The 14,694-nt window shown below is 62.6% G+C and carries 15 protein-coding genes; 4 read left to right on the top strand and 11 right to left on the bottom strand.

Features of this window, described 5'->3' with window-relative positions:
- Positions 1 to 26: 26 nt before the first annotated feature.
- On the bottom strand, positions 27 to 641 hold the full coding sequence (locus JNO51_RS04105) for a CBS domain-containing protein (RefSeq protein ID WP_215781704.1): 615 nt from the start codon (positions 639 to 641) through the stop codon (positions 27 to 29).
- A gap of 134 nt (positions 642 to 775) precedes the next feature.
- On the opposite strand from JNO51_RS04105, the gene JNO51_RS04100 reads away from it, so the two are divergent.
- Both JNO51_RS04100 and JNO51_RS04095 read left to right on the top strand, forming a co-directional pair.
- Positions 776 to 1,438 carry a hypothetical protein gene (locus JNO51_RS04100; RefSeq protein ID WP_252346182.1) on the top strand — a complete coding sequence of 221 codons (663 nt, stop codon included), beginning with the start codon at positions 776 to 778 and terminating at the stop codon, positions 1,436 to 1,438.
- A gap of 92 nt (positions 1,439 to 1,530) precedes the next feature.
- Positions 1,531 to 3,567 carry a phosphocholine-specific phospholipase C gene (locus tag JNO51_RS04095; RefSeq protein WP_215781702.1) on the top strand — a complete coding sequence of 679 codons (2,037 nt, stop codon included), beginning with the start codon at positions 1,531 to 1,533 and terminating at the stop codon, positions 3,565 to 3,567.
- Positions 3,568 to 3,639: 72 nt separating this feature from the next.
- On the opposite strand, the gene fabF is transcribed toward JNO51_RS04095, so the two are convergent.
- From fabF to JNO51_RS04055, 8 genes are all read right to left on the bottom strand, one after another.
- Complete coding sequence (gene fabF, locus JNO51_RS04090; protein ID WP_215781700.1) at positions 3,640 to 4,881, bottom strand: beta-ketoacyl-ACP synthase II; 1,242 nt, start codon at positions 4,879 to 4,881, stop codon at positions 3,640 to 3,642.
- Positions 4,882 to 5,076: 195 nt separating this feature from the next.
- On the bottom strand, positions 5,077 to 5,316 hold the full coding sequence (acpP, locus tag JNO51_RS04085) for an acyl carrier protein (protein ID WP_215781697.1): 240 nt from the start codon (positions 5,314 to 5,316) through the stop codon (positions 5,077 to 5,079).
- A gap of 105 nt (positions 5,317 to 5,421) precedes the next feature.
- Positions 5,422 to 6,159, bottom strand: a complete 738-nt coding sequence (gene fabG, locus JNO51_RS04080; RefSeq protein ID WP_215781692.1) for a 3-oxoacyl-ACP reductase FabG — start codon at positions 6,157 to 6,159, stop codon at positions 5,422 to 5,424.
- Positions 6,160 to 6,171: 12 nt separating this feature from the next.
- Entirely contained in the window at positions 6,172 to 7,101 is a 930-nt protein-coding gene (gene fabD / locus JNO51_RS04075) for an ACP S-malonyltransferase (RefSeq protein ID WP_215781691.1), read from the bottom strand.
- Between the two features lie 47 nt (positions 7,102 to 7,148).
- Complete coding sequence (locus tag JNO51_RS04070) at positions 7,149 to 8,108, bottom strand: beta-ketoacyl-ACP synthase III (RefSeq protein WP_215781690.1); 960 nt, start codon at positions 8,106 to 8,108, stop codon at positions 7,149 to 7,151.
- Positions 8,109 to 8,115: 7 nt separating this feature from the next.
- Positions 8,116 to 9,156, bottom strand: a complete 1,041-nt coding sequence (gene plsX / locus JNO51_RS04065; protein ID WP_215781689.1) for a phosphate acyltransferase PlsX — start codon at positions 9,154 to 9,156, stop codon at positions 8,116 to 8,118.
- A 77-nt stretch (positions 9,157 to 9,233) separates the two neighbouring features.
- The gene (gene rpmF / locus JNO51_RS04060) at positions 9,234 to 9,413 is read right to left on the bottom strand and encodes a 50S ribosomal protein L32 (protein WP_215781686.1); all 180 of its coding nucleotides are present in this window, start codon (positions 9,411 to 9,413) and stop codon (positions 9,234 to 9,236) included.
- A gap of 30 nt (positions 9,414 to 9,443) precedes the next feature.
- Positions 9,444 to 9,947: a YceD family protein gene (locus JNO51_RS04055; RefSeq protein WP_215781684.1), complete on the bottom strand. Its 504-nt coding sequence runs from the start codon at positions 9,945 to 9,947 to the stop codon at positions 9,444 to 9,446.
- A 218-nt stretch (positions 9,948 to 10,165) separates the two neighbouring features.
- On the opposite strand from JNO51_RS04055, the gene JNO51_RS04050 reads away from it, so the two are divergent.
- The gene (locus tag JNO51_RS04050; RefSeq protein WP_215781682.1) at positions 10,166 to 10,747 is read left to right on the top strand and encodes a nucleoside triphosphate pyrophosphatase; all 582 of its coding nucleotides are present in this window, start codon (positions 10,166 to 10,168) and stop codon (positions 10,745 to 10,747) included.
- Positions 10,748 to 10,780: 33 nt separating this feature from the next.
- Positions 10,781 to 11,485 (top strand): SAM-dependent methyltransferase, encoded by a 705-nt coding sequence (locus tag JNO51_RS04045; protein WP_215781680.1) that lies wholly within the window; start codon positions 10,781 to 10,783, stop codon positions 11,483 to 11,485.
- A 75-nt stretch (positions 11,486 to 11,560) separates the two neighbouring features.
- On the opposite strand, the gene JNO51_RS04040 is transcribed toward JNO51_RS04045, so the two are convergent.
- Positions 11,561 to 14,026, bottom strand: coding sequence for a fimbria/pilus outer membrane usher protein (locus JNO51_RS04040; protein WP_215781678.1), 2,466 nt, complete (start codon positions 14,024 to 14,026; stop codon positions 11,561 to 11,563).
- Between the two features lie 54 nt (positions 14,027 to 14,080).
- The gene (locus JNO51_RS04035) at positions 14,081 to 14,668 is read right to left on the bottom strand and encodes a hypothetical protein (protein ID WP_215781675.1); all 588 of its coding nucleotides are present in this window, start codon (positions 14,666 to 14,668) and stop codon (positions 14,081 to 14,083) included.
- Positions 14,669 to 14,694: the final 26 nt, after the last annotated feature.

Raw genomic sequence — 14,694 nt, 5'->3', positions numbered from 1 at the left:
CACGGCACGACGGCCGCGCACGCGCCTCAGCTCATCGCCTGTTCGGCATGCAGCAAGGTGTACTGAATCTCCGACAGGGTCTGCGGCAGGCGGATGAAACTCAGCGGCATGCCCAGCTTGCGCGCCATCTGAGTCGTCGAGAACAGACCGCACAACTCATGATGCCCATTCTCGGCATTCACCTGCACCACCAGCGCATGCTGGCGGCCCAGCTGCTTCATGGTGGCCACCAGCTCGCCCACCCGGGCATGCGCCACCTCCTCCATACGCAGGGCGTCCAGCCGGGCGCGCGGCGTCATCACATCGCGCACCAGCAACTCGGCATGCGGCTTGCCCTGCTCCTGCATGCGCTGTATCGGCCGCTCCCCCAACAAATCCACCGCCGTCACCAGACCGACCAGGCTATGCTGGGCATCTTCGACAAACAACAGACGAATGCCACTACAGACCATCAACTGATGCGCCTGGCGCAGGGTCGCATCCTGATCGATGCTCACCGGGCGCACCTGACGCAGATCGGTCATCACCGTCAGCGCCGGACTCTCCAGCGTCACCGGAGTTGGCGGCCGCAGATCCGGCTGCAGCAGATCCGTGGTACGAGGCAGGGAATGGGTCGACAGCGGGCGAAATTCGGCAAACATGGCGGCTCCTCGCGCCGGGGGAAATGGCTCCGGCTATGATTTCAACTTAGCGGATAATCCGGATCAGTACAGTCTGATTGGCAGCGAGGTGAAACCGGCATGAGATTGTCATTGACCCTCACCTGGAGAATCACATGAAACGACGCCTGATCCCGGCCCTGCTGCTGGCACCCTGCCTGCAACTCGCCGCGGCCCCCCTGCCTGCCGGCTGGCAGGATGACATGCCGACCCGGGTCAAGGCGCTGGCCCTGCTGCAAAGCTTCAATGTCACCCTGCTGACCCAGCCCAGCGCCACCCGCACCCTGCAACAGTGGTGCGCCGACCATCAACTGGCGCCCGGGGCCCGTATCGTCGCGGTGCGCGATCGCACCAGCGCCAAAGCGGCCGGCCCGCAGGTCCGCCAGGCACTGAAAGTGGACGGGCAGACCCCCCTCAACTACCGTCGCGTACAACTGCACTGCGGCAGCAAACTGTTGTCCGAGGCCGACAACTGGTATGTCCCGGCACGACTCACCAGCGCCATGAACCACACCCTGGAAACCAGCGACATCCCCTTCGGCACCGTGGTGGCCCCCCTGCACTTCAGCCGCCGCACCCTGAGCGCCACCCTGCTGTGGCAGCCGCTGCCGCCAGGCTGGGAAAACCAGCCCTGGCAGACGGCCAGCAGCAGCCAGCCCCTGCCAGTGCCGCAGCAACTGCTGCAACATCAGGCCGTGCTGTACCGCGAAGATGGCAAACCATTCAGCTTCGTCCAGGAAACCTACCAGCGAGATGTCCTGGCCTTTCCACTGAACTGAGCCGCACTGTCAAGCTGACCGACCTGCCACGTGGCATGGCGCCGAAACTCGTCTTTGCTGAGAGAGTCGCCCTATCCGTGAGGTCACCCCAGATGCAGCGCCGTGCCTTTCTCCAGTCGCTGGCAGCCGCCATCGGCTCGCTGTCCCTGCCTGCCCTGCAGGCACAAACCCTGTTCCGGGCCTTGCAGACCGCCCCGGCCAGACGCCATGGCTCGCTGCAAGACATCGAACACATCGTGATCTTCATGCAGGAAAACCGCTCCTTCGACCATTACTTTGGCTGCCTGCGCGGGGTGCGCGGCTTCAGCGACCCGCGCGCCATCCTGCTGCCGGGCGGACGCAGCGTCTTCCAGCAACCCCGCCTGCCGGGAGGCGGCGGCGGGGTCGTCGAGCCCTTTCATCTCGACAGCCGCCGGACCGGCGCCCTGTGCATGCCCAGCCTGCCGCACGGCTGGAAAGTCTCGCAGCATGTCTGGCGCCATCACGATGCCTGGGCCTGGAGCAAGGGCGCCGCCACCATGGGCTACTTCCGGCGCGAAGACATCCCGTTCTATTACGCCCTGGCCGATGCCTTCACCCTCTGCGATGCCTACCATGCTTCCATCCAGGGCCCGACCGACCCCAACCGGCTGTTCCTGATGTCCGGCACCAGCGGCCAGACCGTCGCCAATCTCGACGACGGCAACCACACCGCCGACATGGCGCGTGATCGCCAGAGCTATCGCGGCTATCGCTGGAAAACCGTGGCAGAACGTCTGGAAGAGGCCGGCGTCAGCTGGCAGGTCTATCAGGAATACGACAACTACGGCGACAACGCACTGGCCTACTTTGCCAACTTCCGCAACCTTGACCGGCAAAGCCGGCACTACCTGCGCGGCCGGGCCATCGTACCGGGATCCAGTGCCGACAACGCCGCGAGCAGCGATGCCCGCTACCTGGTCGACGCCTTTGCCCGCGATGTGCAACAGGGCACGCTGCCCCAGGTGAGCTGGATTGTCGCCCCCGAGTCATTCAGCGAGCACCCCTCGAGCTCACCGGCCCTGGGCGAGTGGTTGAGCGCTCGCCTGCTGGCCGCCCTGGTCGCCAATCCGGCCGTGTGGTCCCGCACCGTATTCCTGCAGATGTACGACGAAAATGACGGGCTGTTCGACCATCTGCCCATGCCGATTCCGCCCCTGCAGGACAAGCAGGGGCGCAGCAATGTGCCGGTCACAGGCGAAAGCTACCTGGGCGAGCCGATCGGCCTCGGCCCGCGCGTGCCGATGCTGGTGATCTCCCCATGGAGCAAAGGCGGCTGGGTATGTTCAGAGCAGTTTGACCACACCTCGGTCATCCGCCTGCTGGAAGCCCGTTTCGGCATCCATGACGACAATATCTCGCCATGGCGGCGGGCAGCCTGCGGCGACCTGACCCGCACACTGGATCTGAGCCAGCGCGACCCCGGCTGGCCGTCCCTGCCCGATCCGGCCAGCTATCTGGCCGCCGCCCGCGCAGCCTGCACCCTGCCGCGCCCGCAGCCCGGACAGGCGAGCGGACGACCGGCGCAAGAACCCGGCCAGCGTCCCTCACGCGCCCTGCCCTACCGCCTGGCATGCCAGGCCAGCGTCAAGGGCGATGCCCTGACCCTGAGCTTCGACAACCAGGGCGAGACCGCCGCCTGCCTGATTGTCTATGGCGATGACCCCTATCGACCCGATGGCCCCTGGCACTACACCCTCGCGGGCCAGAGCCGGCTGCAGGAGACCTGGCACACCACCCTGCAGGGTGGACGCTATGGTCTGAGCGTACATGGCCCGAACGGCTGGCTGCGCCGCTTTGCCGGCTCGCGCCATGACCCGGGGCTGTCATCCCGCTGGCAGGAAGACCCGGCGCGACATCAGATCCACCTCTGGCTTCGCAACGAAGACACCCGCCCCTGTACGCTCTGGCTGCGCAGCGCCGGCAGCACCACCCCGTCGCAACAGCTGAACATCGCCGCGGGGTCAGAAATGCACTGGTCGCAGGACGTTTCGCCGCGAGCCGACTGGTATGACGTGATCGTCACCGACTCAGCAGATGGCAAGGGGTGGCTGCGCCAGTACTGCGGGCGCATGGAAACAGGCCGGGATGGCTTGAGCGAACCGTGGTGAGCCCGCGCCCGGCCTGAAAAACAAAAAACCCCGAGGCGGACGCCTCGGGGTTTCTGACTGAATGACAGACGCTCAGACGCGCTTGAACACCAGCGTGCCGTTGGTGCCGCCAAAACCGAAGGAGTTGGAGATCGCCACGTCGATCTTCATGTCGCGCGCGGTATTGGCGACATAGTCCAGATCGCAGCCATGCTCCAGATCCTGCTCAACCAGATTGATGGTCGGCGGCGACACCTGGTTGTGGACCGCCAGGATGGTGTAGATCGCTTCGACACCACCGGCGCCACCCAGCAGGTGACCGGTCATCGACTTGGTCGAGTTGACCGCCAGCTTCCTGGCATGATCGCCAAAGGCCATCTTGAGCGCGTTGGTTTCATTGGCATCGCCCAGCGGCGTGGAAGTGCCGTGCGCGTTGACATAGTCCACCTGATCCGCATTGACGCCGGCATCGCGCAGCGCATTGGCCACGCCACGTGCCGGGCCTTCGGCGCTCGGGGCCGTGATGTGGTGAGCATCGGAGCTCATGCCAAAGCCAATCAGCTCGGCATAGATACGGGCGCCGCGCTTGACGGCATGCTCGTACTCTTCCAGCACCAGCACGCCGGCACCTTCGCCCATCACGAAACCATCGCGACCGGTATCCCAGGGACGGGAGGCGGTGGCCGGGTCATCGTTGCGGGTCGACAATGCCTTCATGGCGGCAAAGCCGCCCACGCCCAGACGGGTGATCGCGCCTTCGGCGCCACCAGCCACCATCACGTCGGCATCGCCGTACTGAATGATGCGGGCCGCATCGCCAATGCAATGGGCACCGGTGGTGCAAGCCGACACAATGCCGTAGCTCGGACCCTGATAGCCCTTGATGATCGACACATGGCCGGCGATCAGATTGATCAGCGAGCCGGGGATAAAGAACGGGCCGATCTTGCGCGGACCGCCTTCCATCAGGGCCACGCCGGTCTCTTCGATCAGCGGCAGGCCGCCGATGCCGGAGCCGATATTGACCCCGACCCGGGTCTTGTCGAGCGAGGCCACCTCATCCAGACCGGCATCGCCAATCGCCTGCAGCGCAGCGGCAATGCCGTAATGGATGAACACGTCCATGCGACGTGCATCTTTCGGCGAAATATAGGCGCCGATATCGAAATCCTTCACCTCGCCGGCGATCTGGCAGGCCAGGTCACTGGCATCAAAGCGGGTGATTCGGCCAATGCCGGATTTGCCTGCCAGCAGGTTGGCCCAGCCGGTGGCGACGTCGTTCCCTACCGGGGACACATGCCCCAGACCGGTGATGACAACTCTTCTCTTGGACACGGGACTTCTCCGCGTTAATACGGGAACACTTCCCGGGCGCGGCTACCGGCTAGCGGCGGCAGGCACCCTTCTCCCGAAGGTTCGTTCTCGATCCTGTCGGTGACAGGATTCAAAAATCTGTAACAGAAGCGCGAGCAAAAAGACCTCTGCGCCAGCGCGAAGCGCTTCGTGCAGAGGTCCTGGAAATACGACTGCTTACTTGCTCAGGTGAGCGCTCACGTAGTCGATGGCTTGCTGAACGGTGGTGATCTTTTCAGCTTCTTCATCCGGGATTTCGCACTCGAATTCTTCTTCCAGTGCCATCACCAGTTCAACGGTATCCAGGGAGTCAGCGCCCAGGTCGTCGACGAAAGAAGACTCGGTCTTCACTTCGGCTTCGTTCACGCCCAGCTGTTCGGCAACGATCTTCTTGACACGCTGTTCGATGTTTTCCATTTGGTAAAAATCCTTTCCCATTCGATGTCGGGATTACAAAACCCGACTATTCTACAAAAAAAAATTAGAGTAGCCTACCTAATTCTGCTTTGCGGTGTTGTTGCCTTACGGCATCAACATGCCGCCGTTCACATGCAGGGTCTGCCCGGTGATATAGGCAGCCCGATCCGAGGCCAGAAAAACAACGGCATCGGCGATATCCTTCGCATCCCCCAGACGGCCCAGGGCAATCTGGCCGACCAGCGCTTCACGCTGCGCTTCCGGCAAAGCCTTGGTCATGTCGGTATCAATGAAACCGGGGGCCACACAATTGACCGTAATGTTGCGACTGCCGACTTCACGCGCCATCGACTTGGTAAAGCCCATAATGCCGGCCTTGGCCGCCGCATAGTTGGCCTGGCCGGCGTTGCCCATGGCACCGACGACCGAAGCGATATTGATGATGCGGCCGGTACGGGCCTTCATCATGCCGCGCAGCACTGCCTTGGAGGCCAGGAACACCGACTTCAGATTGGTGTTCATGATGGCATCCCAGTCTTCTTCGTTCATGCGCAACAGCAGTGTATCGCGGGTAATGCCGGCATTATTGACCAAAATCGACACATCGCCGAATGTTTTGCCAATTTCGCCGATCAGCGCCTCAATCGCCCCCGGAACCGACACATCCAGCACACGGCCCGCCCCCCCGCTGGCCTGCAGGCGACCATGGATAGCCTCGGCCCCCGCTTCGGAGGTGGCGGTACCGATCACGATGGCACCTTCGGCAACCAGTGCCTCGGCAATGGCTGCGCCAATCCCGCGCGACGCGCCGGTGACCAGCGCCACTTTACCTTGCAACAGCATGTTCCGGCTCCTTTAAACCAGCTCTGCCCGTGCCGCTTCCAGCGAAGCCGCATCGGTCAGGGCAAAACACTTGACGTTGCCGTCGATCCGCTTGGCCAGGCCAGCCAGCACCTTGCCCGGGCCACACTCGGCCATCAGGGTCATCCCGCCGGCGGCCATCAGGGCCACGGTTTCGGTCCAGCGCACCGGGCTGTACAGCTGGCGCACCAGGGCATCACGAATCTGCGCCGGGTCCTGATAAGCAGCGACGTCGGCATTATGCAGCACTTCGATGACCGGCGTTTGAATCTCGACATCGGCCAGCGCCGCCGCCAGACGCTCGGCAGCCGGCTTCATCAGCGCACAGTGCGACGGCACCGACACCGGCAGCGGCAGGGCACGCTTGGCACCGGCGGCCTTGCAGGCCTCCATGGCGCGCTCGACCGCGGCACGATGACCGGCGATCACCACCTGCCCCGGCGAGTTGAAGTTCACCGGCTCGACCACCTCACCGGCAGCCGAAGCGGCGCAAGCCTCGCGGATCACCTCGTCGCTCAGGCCGAGAATCGCGGCCATGGCGCCGGTGCCTTCCGGCACAGCCGCCTGCATGGCTTCGGCACGCAGCCGTACCAGACGGACCGCATCAGCAAACGGCAGCGCTTCCGCCGCCACCAGCGCGGAATACTCGCCCAGGCTGTGGCCGGCCAGACGCGCCGGACGCGCACCGCCGCTGCTCAGCCAGGCACGCCAGGTGGCGACACCGGCAGCCAGCATCAGCGGCTGGGTATTGACCGTGGCATTGATGGCATCGGCAGAATCCGCCTGCAGCATCGCCCACAGATCCTGAGCCAGCGCATCGGAAGCTTCAGCGAACGTATCGCGAACCACCGGCAGCGCGGCAAACCCATCCATCATTTTCAGGCTTTGCGAGCCCTGACCGGGAAAAAGGAAGGCAAACGCCATAAGTCTGTCTCCAGCAAAAAGAGTGGAATGGTGAGCACGGCTGACACTCAGAAGGTCAGCAGCACCGCACCCCAGGCGAAACCGCCGCCGATACCCTCCAGCAGGACACGCTGGCCGCGACGAATACGCCCGTCGCGCACCGCCTGATCCAGCGCCAGCGGAATGGAAGCGGCCGAGGTATTGCCATGCGTCGGCAGGGTCACCACCACACGCTCCATCGACAGGCCAAGATGCTTGGCCGTCGATTCGATGATGCGCAGGTTGGCCTGGTGCGGCACCAGCCAGTCGACCTGATCTTGGCTGACGCCAGCCTGACTCAGGGTGGTGGTGGCAATTTCGGACAAGGCCTTGACGGCAAACTTGAATACCGCCGGACCATCCATGTTCAGGAACGGCAGACCCTGGATCTTGCCGCCGGAAATCTGGGCCGGGGTATTGAGAATCTTGTTGTAACGACCATCGGCCGCCATGCAGGCATGCTCGATGCCCGGCTGGTCGGAAGCGCCCAGCACCACGGCGCCGGCGCCATCGCCGAACAGCACGCACGTACGGCGGTCTTCCCAGTCGAGAATGCGCGAAATGATTTCCGCGCCGACCACCAGGGCCTTCTTGGCCATGCCGGCCTTGATGTAGTTATTGGCCGTCACCAGCGCATACATGAAACCGGCACACACCGCCTGCACGTCAAACGCCGGACAGCCGTGTACGCCCAGCTTCTCCTGCAACAGGCAGGCGGTGCTGGGGAAAACCATGTCGGGGGTGGTGGTGGCGACAATGATCAGATCAATGTCTTCGGGCACGAGCCCGGCGTCGGCAATCGCAGCGCGGGCTGCCTGCAGCGCCAGGTCGCTGGTCTTTTCGTCTTCGGCGGCGATGTGGCGTGCGCGGATACCAGTGCGAGAGACAATCCACTCGTCACTGGTTTCCACGCGCTCAGCCAACATCGCATTCGTCACCACGTTGGCCGGCAGATAACTGCCGGTACCCAGAATGCGTGAATAGACCATGTTGTTGTCAGTTCGCCTCAGTCTCGGAGGGCTTCAGATTCGACATCTGATGCACCACCCGATCGGTGATGTGACCAATCACATTGGAACGCGCTTCTTCCCAGGCCTGATGCAGGGCATAACTGAAGCCCAGCGCATCGGTGCCGCCATGGCTCTTCACCACGGTGCCCCTGAGACCGAGAAAGCTGGCGCCATTATAGCGACGCGGATCCAGGCTGTTGCGGAACCGCTTGAGTACCGACATCGCCATCAGCGCGCACAGACGCGTCCACCAGGTGCGCGTAAACTCCCGGCGCATAAACATCACGACCATGTGCGCCACCCCCTCGGAGGTCTTGAGCGCCACATTGCCGGTAAAACCATCGCAGACCACCACATCCACCTTGCCGCGGTAGACATCGTCGCCTTCGACGTTGCCGTAAAAATTCAGGCCGGATTCCTTCAGCAGCACCGAGGCGCGCTTGACGCTCTCGTTACCCTTGATATCTTCCGAGCCAATATTCAACAGACCAACCAGGGGGTTGTCGCGCCCGGCAATGCACGACACCAGCTCGGCACCCATGATGCCGAACTGCAGCAGTTGCTCCGGCGTGCAATCGACGTTGGCCCCCAGATCGAGCATGCAGGTATCCCTGCCCTCGACAGTCGGCAACAACTTGGCGATCGCCGGACGATCGATCCCCGGGATGGTCTTCAGCACGAAACGCGCGGTCGCCATCAGCGCCCCGGTATTGCCGGCCGACACGGCCGCCTGGGCCTCGCCGTCCTTGACCAGGGCAATGGCCACCCGCATCGACGAATCCTTCTTGTTCTTCAGGGCCAGCTGCGGCGCTTCGTCCATGTCCACCACCTGCGTGGCGTGACGAATGTCCAGACGATCGCGCACAGCCGATGCCTGCGCCGACAGTTCTGCCGCAATGGCTTCACTGTCACCAACAAGGATCAGACGTGCTTCGGGGTGTTCTTCGAGAAATCGGAGCGATGCCGGGACGGTGACCTTGAGGCCAACGTCGCCGCCCATGGCATCGACCGCTACGGTGATTGTCATCAACGGATACGGTAGTTGGTCCTACCTGTTCTTGGAGCCTGGATCAGGCCTTGTGAGGCAGGTAAGGGTAGAGAAAATTACTCGCCCTTGGCCTTCAGGACCTTGCGACCACGGTACATGCCGTTCGGGCTGATGTGGTGGCGCAGGTGAACTTCACCGGTAGCGGTGTCCTTGGCCAGGCTCGGCGCGGTCAGAAAATCATGCGCGCGGTGCATGTTGCGCTTGGACGGGGACTTCTTGTTCTGTTGAACAGCCATGTTCGACTCCTGAAAAATTCAATTACATGTTCATTCGGACTTGCGGCCCTTCAAAGCCGCCAACACCGCGAACGGGTTGGGCTTGTCAGCCTTGGCACGTTCCAGATGTTCCGTCCCGCAGTCGTCATGAAGTGGCGACAACGGCAAGCCCATGATGATTTCGTCTTCGATCAGCGCCTTCACATCCAGCTCGGGCTCGGCCATGATGGCATCGAGTTCCTCGTCGGCTTCGACGGCTTCTTCCAGCTTTTCCTCCGAGGTAAACAGCGTGATGACCGAATCGGCCACCAGGTTCACCGCAAAGGGCTGCAAGCAACGACCGCAGGGCACCGACAGAGCCACGGCCAGCTCGATGCGCAGCGAGGGACGGCGATTATCGTCGACAAAGCCGGTCAGCGTCCAGGACACTTCGCCGGCAGTCGAGGCAAGCTCCGACAGCACGCGTTCATCAAGCTGATTTACCGGCAACTTGCCGGCAATGCGCCGCCCGTCATAGGCATGCTTCAGCGGATCGATCAAAATCGGGTTAGACATAAACTGTGCATGATATAATCCAGGCCACTGATTTGTCAAAAAAATACAAAGTACCGAATATCCTGCCTGGCACAGGGTGTGTCGATCGGCACAGACCGTGCCCTTTATTATAATTGGACACGTCATCGTACTCGCCATGACAACAAGACCTGCCAGGTCTGGCCAGACAAATCGCCCACCTGGCAGAACAAAACCGTAGCTGACACCACAGATCGAACATGCAACTCGTCCTCGCCTCCACCTCCGTCTTCCGCCGCGAGATTCTGTCGCGTCTGGGCCTGCCCTTCATCGCGGCAGCCCCCCACTGCGACGAAACCCCGCTGCCGGGCGAAAGCGCCCCCGACACTGCCTGCCGCCTGGCGCGCATCAAGGCCCAATCACTGGCCGGCGCCTACCCCGACGCACTGATCATCGGCTCCGACCAGGTCGCCCTGCTCGACGGCCAGCAAATCGGCAAACCACAAGACCAGGAACACGCCGTGCGCATGCTGCTCAACCAGCAGGGGCGCACCACCGTGTTTCATACCGCACTGGCTCTCTATGACAGCGCCAGCGGCAAGCTGCAGGAACACGTCGACCTCACCCGCGTCACCCTGCGCCCGCTGAACGAGGCACAGATCCGCCACTACCTGGCGCAGGAGCCCGACGCCCTGTACTGCGCCGGCGCGGCCAAGAGCGAAGGCCTGGGCGGTGCGCTGATCGAGCGCATCGAATCCACCGACCCCAACGCCCTGATCGGCCTGCCGCTGTTCGCCCTGGTCAGCATGCTGGAACAGGCTGGCTTGCCCATCCTGGCCTGAGACCGCCACCCACCTCTTACCGGAACCCGATACATGGCCACCCTGTTTCTCATTCCCGCTCCGCTGGGCGAAGCCGACACCCCCTGGCTGCCCGAGCCGGAACGCGCCCGCCTCACCCACCTGCGCCACTTCGTGGTCGAAGCAGAAAAAACCGCCCGCAAACACCTCAAGGCACTGGGCATCAGCACCCCGATCCGCGAACTGACCATGCACACCCTCAACGAGCACACCCCGGCACAAGACATCGCCGCCCTGCTCGACCCCCTGCTGGCCGGCCACGACGTCGGCCTGATCTCCGAAGCCGGCTGCCCGGCGGTCGCCGACCCCGGCGCCCAGCTGGTCGCACTGGCGCACGAAAAAGGCCTCAGCGTCATGCCGCTGATCGGCCCCTCGTCCATCCTGCTGGCCCTGATGGCCAGCGGCGCCAACGGCCAGCGCTTCGCCTTCCACGGCTACCTGCCGGTCGACGCCGGCGAACGCGCCCAAACCCTGAAAAAGCTGGAACAACGCTCGCGCGACAACGACGAAACCCAGCTCTTCATCGAAACCCCCTACCGCAACGACGCCATGCTGGAACACCTGCTGAGCACCCTCTCGCCGACCACCCGCGTCGCCGTCGCCTGCGACCTGACCCTGCCGGGCCAGACCATCGTCAGCCGGCTAGTACGCGACTGGCCAAAAGAAAAGCCGGCGCTGCACAAGCGACCGGCCATCTTCCTGCTGCATGCCCAGCGATAAGCCGCCTGAGCCGCATACAACAAACAGGCCGCCCGGTCTCCTGACCAGGCGGCCTGCATCATGCCGATACCCCGCTCACTTCACGCAAGTGGCATCAATCGATTCATAGAACTTTTCCGTACTGGCCGCCGGTAACTCATACTTCAGCGAACACTGCTTCACATCATTGACCGCAATCGCCAGCCCCCCGTCCGCCGGCGGATCACTCACCATGGCAATCCCCATGCTGGCCACGGTAGCGACATAATCGCCCTTGGCATTCATCACCGCCGCGCCCTTCTGCGCCGGCGAACCATCCGGCATGGTGATATGAAACAGAATGCGCCGGGTGCGCGCCACATCAAACTTCACCTGATTGACCGAACCATGCCCGGCTTTCAGACGCTCGACACCATTATTGATATCCACATTGCGCGGCAGGGTCTTGGTCTCCAGCTCAATGCGCGACTCACTATAGGCCGGCATATCAGCAATCACCGCCCGCCCGCGATAATCCGTCCACACCGGACCGGAAGGGGTATCCACCTTCACGCCGCTGACATCGCCTACCTGCACAATGCCAAAGGTATCACGCACCTGATAGGGTGAAAGTGTCACGCCATCCGCACTGGCCACCGCCGCGCCCGACATATCCCAGGACGACGTCGCCTGGCCCGAGCCTGATTGCGAATAATGCGCCCCCAGATGGGTATAGGTCGTGGTCAGATAGCTGTCGGCCGACCATCTGGTGGTATGCCCCTGCAGATCCTGCTCGGCACTCACCCCATAGCCGAAACGGTCACTGCCCTTGCCATTAAAGCGCAGCCCCGCCACATCACCACCGCGATTATTATTGCCATAAGCGCTCACCGTCCCGAGATCGGTCGGCACGATCACATTCAAATACAACTGATCACGCGGCGTCTGGCCATCATTACTGCCAATCAAATGATCATAACTGAGCGATGCCGACCAGGTCTTGAAAGAGACACCCCATGAGCCAAACAAATGTGAATTTCGCTTTCCTGCAAAGCTCTGACTGGTGCTATAGCCAAAGTTATACGCCCCCCAGCGCTCGTCATTGAAACCCAGCGAGGCGGTATAGCTCGCCTTGGTCCGCGTGCTCGGATCATCCTCCTGCAAATTCCCCAGGGTATCGCTCAACTCCTGATAATTGGCAGTCTGACGCGCCGCCGACATCGACAAAGAAAATTTGTCCGATGCCCGCACACTGACGCTACTCTGCAGGCTGGCCCCATTGCCGCCCTGTTTGGCATGCGAACCAATCAGAGAAAACGTACTCGACACCTGCTCACTGGGGGCCAGATGCAGCGTAGACGACGCCGCCTGGTAAGACGACGACAGCAGCGACCCTGCCTCCAGCACCGCCTTGCGCCCCAGCGCCCAGCCATTGCTGGCCGACAAGACCCAGGGGGCATCACGGCCGCCATCATTGCCCTGCACCTTGCCCAGCGCGGCAGAAAACCCGACCGTGGGCGCCAGCTGCGCCGGCAGATACAGCGCTGGCGGCACGGTAAAGCTGGTCACCTCGCCACCACTCTCCGTCACCTTGACACTCAAATCGCTATTGCCATTGAGAATCGGCAAATTATCGAGCGTAAACGGCCCCGGTGAGACCAGGGTTGAATAGATCAGCGAACCGTTCTGGCTCACCTCCACCTTGGCCTGTGAATGGGCAATCCCCTGCACAAAGGCACCACTGCCATTGCGCTTGCTCAGCGCCGCTTCCGGATAAAACTGCACCCCATACAGCGTAGACAGCGGAATCGTGCCCTGAGGCGCAATCGAGCCGATCTGCATCACCGACTTCTCGGCGGTCAGGGTTTTCTGCGCATAGCCAACCAGGCTGTTCCAGTGCGTCCCCTTGTCACCCGAGGTAAACGTCTGGTTACTGCGAAAAATCCAGTCAGCCAGATTGAAGCCCATTTGCGTATTGCCCTGGGTCTGCGTTCCGGAAGAACTATGCATGGAAAACAGCGAGTAATTCAGCAAAGCTGCTGTACCGCCTGAAGTGACATTCACCCCGGAGGTATCGCCATGCACCACGGCCTCATCCGGCACATACATCTCCACCGAGGCACTGCCCGGCAGCAGACGAATCACCGTCTGCGGGTAATCCTGACGATAATCATGGCACCCGGCCACCGGCTTGTCCGAATCCAGTGCCTTTGGCACCACCAGACCGGCTCGCTGCAAAAACGAACGGTCCACACACAAATTGCCCTGGTCATCGAAGCGCGCCGAAATCGAGCCGCGCAGCACATCATTCAGCTTCAGCGACACCTGAGTCACGCCAGCCGGGAAACGCGGCGCCTGCTGAAAATACTTGGCCAGCGCCGGGTCCAGCCCGCGCTGCTTGAGCATGTCCACATCAAAATTGGTCGCAGCCGGGGCAGCGGGCTCGGCCGGTTTCGCCGAACCTGCCGCCGCCTGGGGTTGGCCCACCGGCGCTGATGCAACAGGCTGCACCACCGCACTGTCAGCGCTGGCATGGGGCCCATACCCCAGCAACGTCACCAGCAGACAGGCTTGGGCAGTCAATGCAGACTCAGGCCGTTTAGATCGCAACAACACCAGACTCCTTCACATCATCCGTTAATGGACAGGGGCAACACTGCCGGCATCCGGCAAGGTCGTTACTGGCTGCAGCAAGAACTGCAGATCGGTCGAAAACGCCATACGCTGTTTGGGGTGAGCATCCGCCTCCGGCAGCATCGGCTGCAGCAAGAGCTGCAACTCAACCGGCTTGCCGCCGGTGGCCAGGCGAATGCCCTGCCCGGGCAACAGCGCCATCGCCTGGCGTACCGGTCTTGGCCGGTCGTCATCGACACTGCCGAGACGCGTCACGCCCAGCGGGCGCCCCTCGCTCTCTGCCGACTGCAGCAGCACCAGCAAGCGACCATTTGGCCCATAGGCAAAGAAGCGCCCGTTATTGGGCCCGCTCAGCCGCAGCTCCACCTCATCCGCCGTCGGGCACTGCAACCACACCGTACTCTGCCGCCGACCCGGCGAGCGAAAGCCCTTCAGCCGGGTGTTTTCCAGCTGGCTGGCTGACAACGCGCCGAAATCCTGCACCCCGCCGGACAAACGCAAAGTACAATCGCCGGACATCACCGCGGCCTGGGCCACCCCCGTCAGCAAGACCAGCCCGCACAGCACCACCCTCGGTTGCAACAAGCGCATGGCAAACCTCCCTCACAACCACCGAT

Source organism: Paludibacterium sp. B53371 (assembly GCF_018802765.1).
In the GTDB taxonomy this organism is placed as follows: Bacteria; Pseudomonadota; Gammaproteobacteria; order Burkholderiales; family Chromobacteriaceae; genus Paludibacterium.
This window is presented reverse-complemented; position numbering and strand designations above follow the sequence as displayed.

What these genes read in the sequence shown, in the direction of transcription:
- JNO51_RS04105 (WP_215781704.1), bottom strand. Translation starts at nt 641, where the DNA reads ATGTTTGCCGAATTTCGCCCGCTGTCGACCCATTCCCTGCCTCGTACC.
- JNO51_RS04100 (WP_252346182.1), top strand. Translation starts at nt 776, where the DNA reads ATGAAACGACGCCTGATCCCGGCCCTGCTGCTGGCACCCTGCCTGCAA.
- JNO51_RS04095 (WP_215781702.1), top strand. Translation starts at nt 1,531, where the DNA reads ATGCAGCGCCGTGCCTTTCTCCAGTCGCTGGCAGCCGCCATCGGCTCG.
- acpP (WP_215781697.1), bottom strand. Translation starts at nt 5,316, where the DNA reads ATGGAAAACATCGAACAGCGTGTCAAGAAGATCGTTGCCGAACAGCTG.
- fabG (WP_215781692.1), bottom strand. Translation starts at nt 6,159, where the DNA reads ATGCTGTTGCAAGGTAAAGTGGCGCTGGTCACCGGCGCGTCGCGCGGG.
- fabD (WP_215781691.1), bottom strand. Translation starts at nt 7,101, where the DNA reads ATGGCGTTTGCCTTCCTTTTTCCCGGTCAGGGCTCGCAAAGCCTGAAA.
- JNO51_RS04070 (WP_215781690.1), bottom strand. Translation starts at nt 8,108, where the DNA reads ATGGTCTATTCACGCATTCTGGGTACCGGCAGTTATCTGCCGGCCAAC.
- plsX (WP_215781689.1), bottom strand. Translation starts at nt 9,156, where the DNA reads ATGACAATCACCGTAGCGGTCGATGCCATGGGCGGCGACGTTGGCCTC.
- rpmF (WP_215781686.1), bottom strand. Translation starts at nt 9,413, where the DNA reads ATGGCTGTTCAACAGAACAAGAAGTCCCCGTCCAAGCGCAACATGCAC.
- JNO51_RS04055 (WP_215781684.1), bottom strand. Translation starts at nt 9,947, where the DNA reads ATGTCTAACCCGATTTTGATCGATCCGCTGAAGCATGCCTATGACGGG.
- JNO51_RS04050 (WP_215781682.1), top strand. Translation starts at nt 10,166, where the DNA reads ATGCAACTCGTCCTCGCCTCCACCTCCGTCTTCCGCCGCGAGATTCTG.
- JNO51_RS04045 (WP_215781680.1), top strand. Translation starts at nt 10,781, where the DNA reads ATGGCCACCCTGTTTCTCATTCCCGCTCCGCTGGGCGAAGCCGACACC.
- JNO51_RS04035 (WP_215781675.1), bottom strand. Translation starts at nt 14,668, where the DNA reads ATGCGCTTGTTGCAACCGAGGGTGGTGCTGTGCGGGCTGGTCTTGCTG.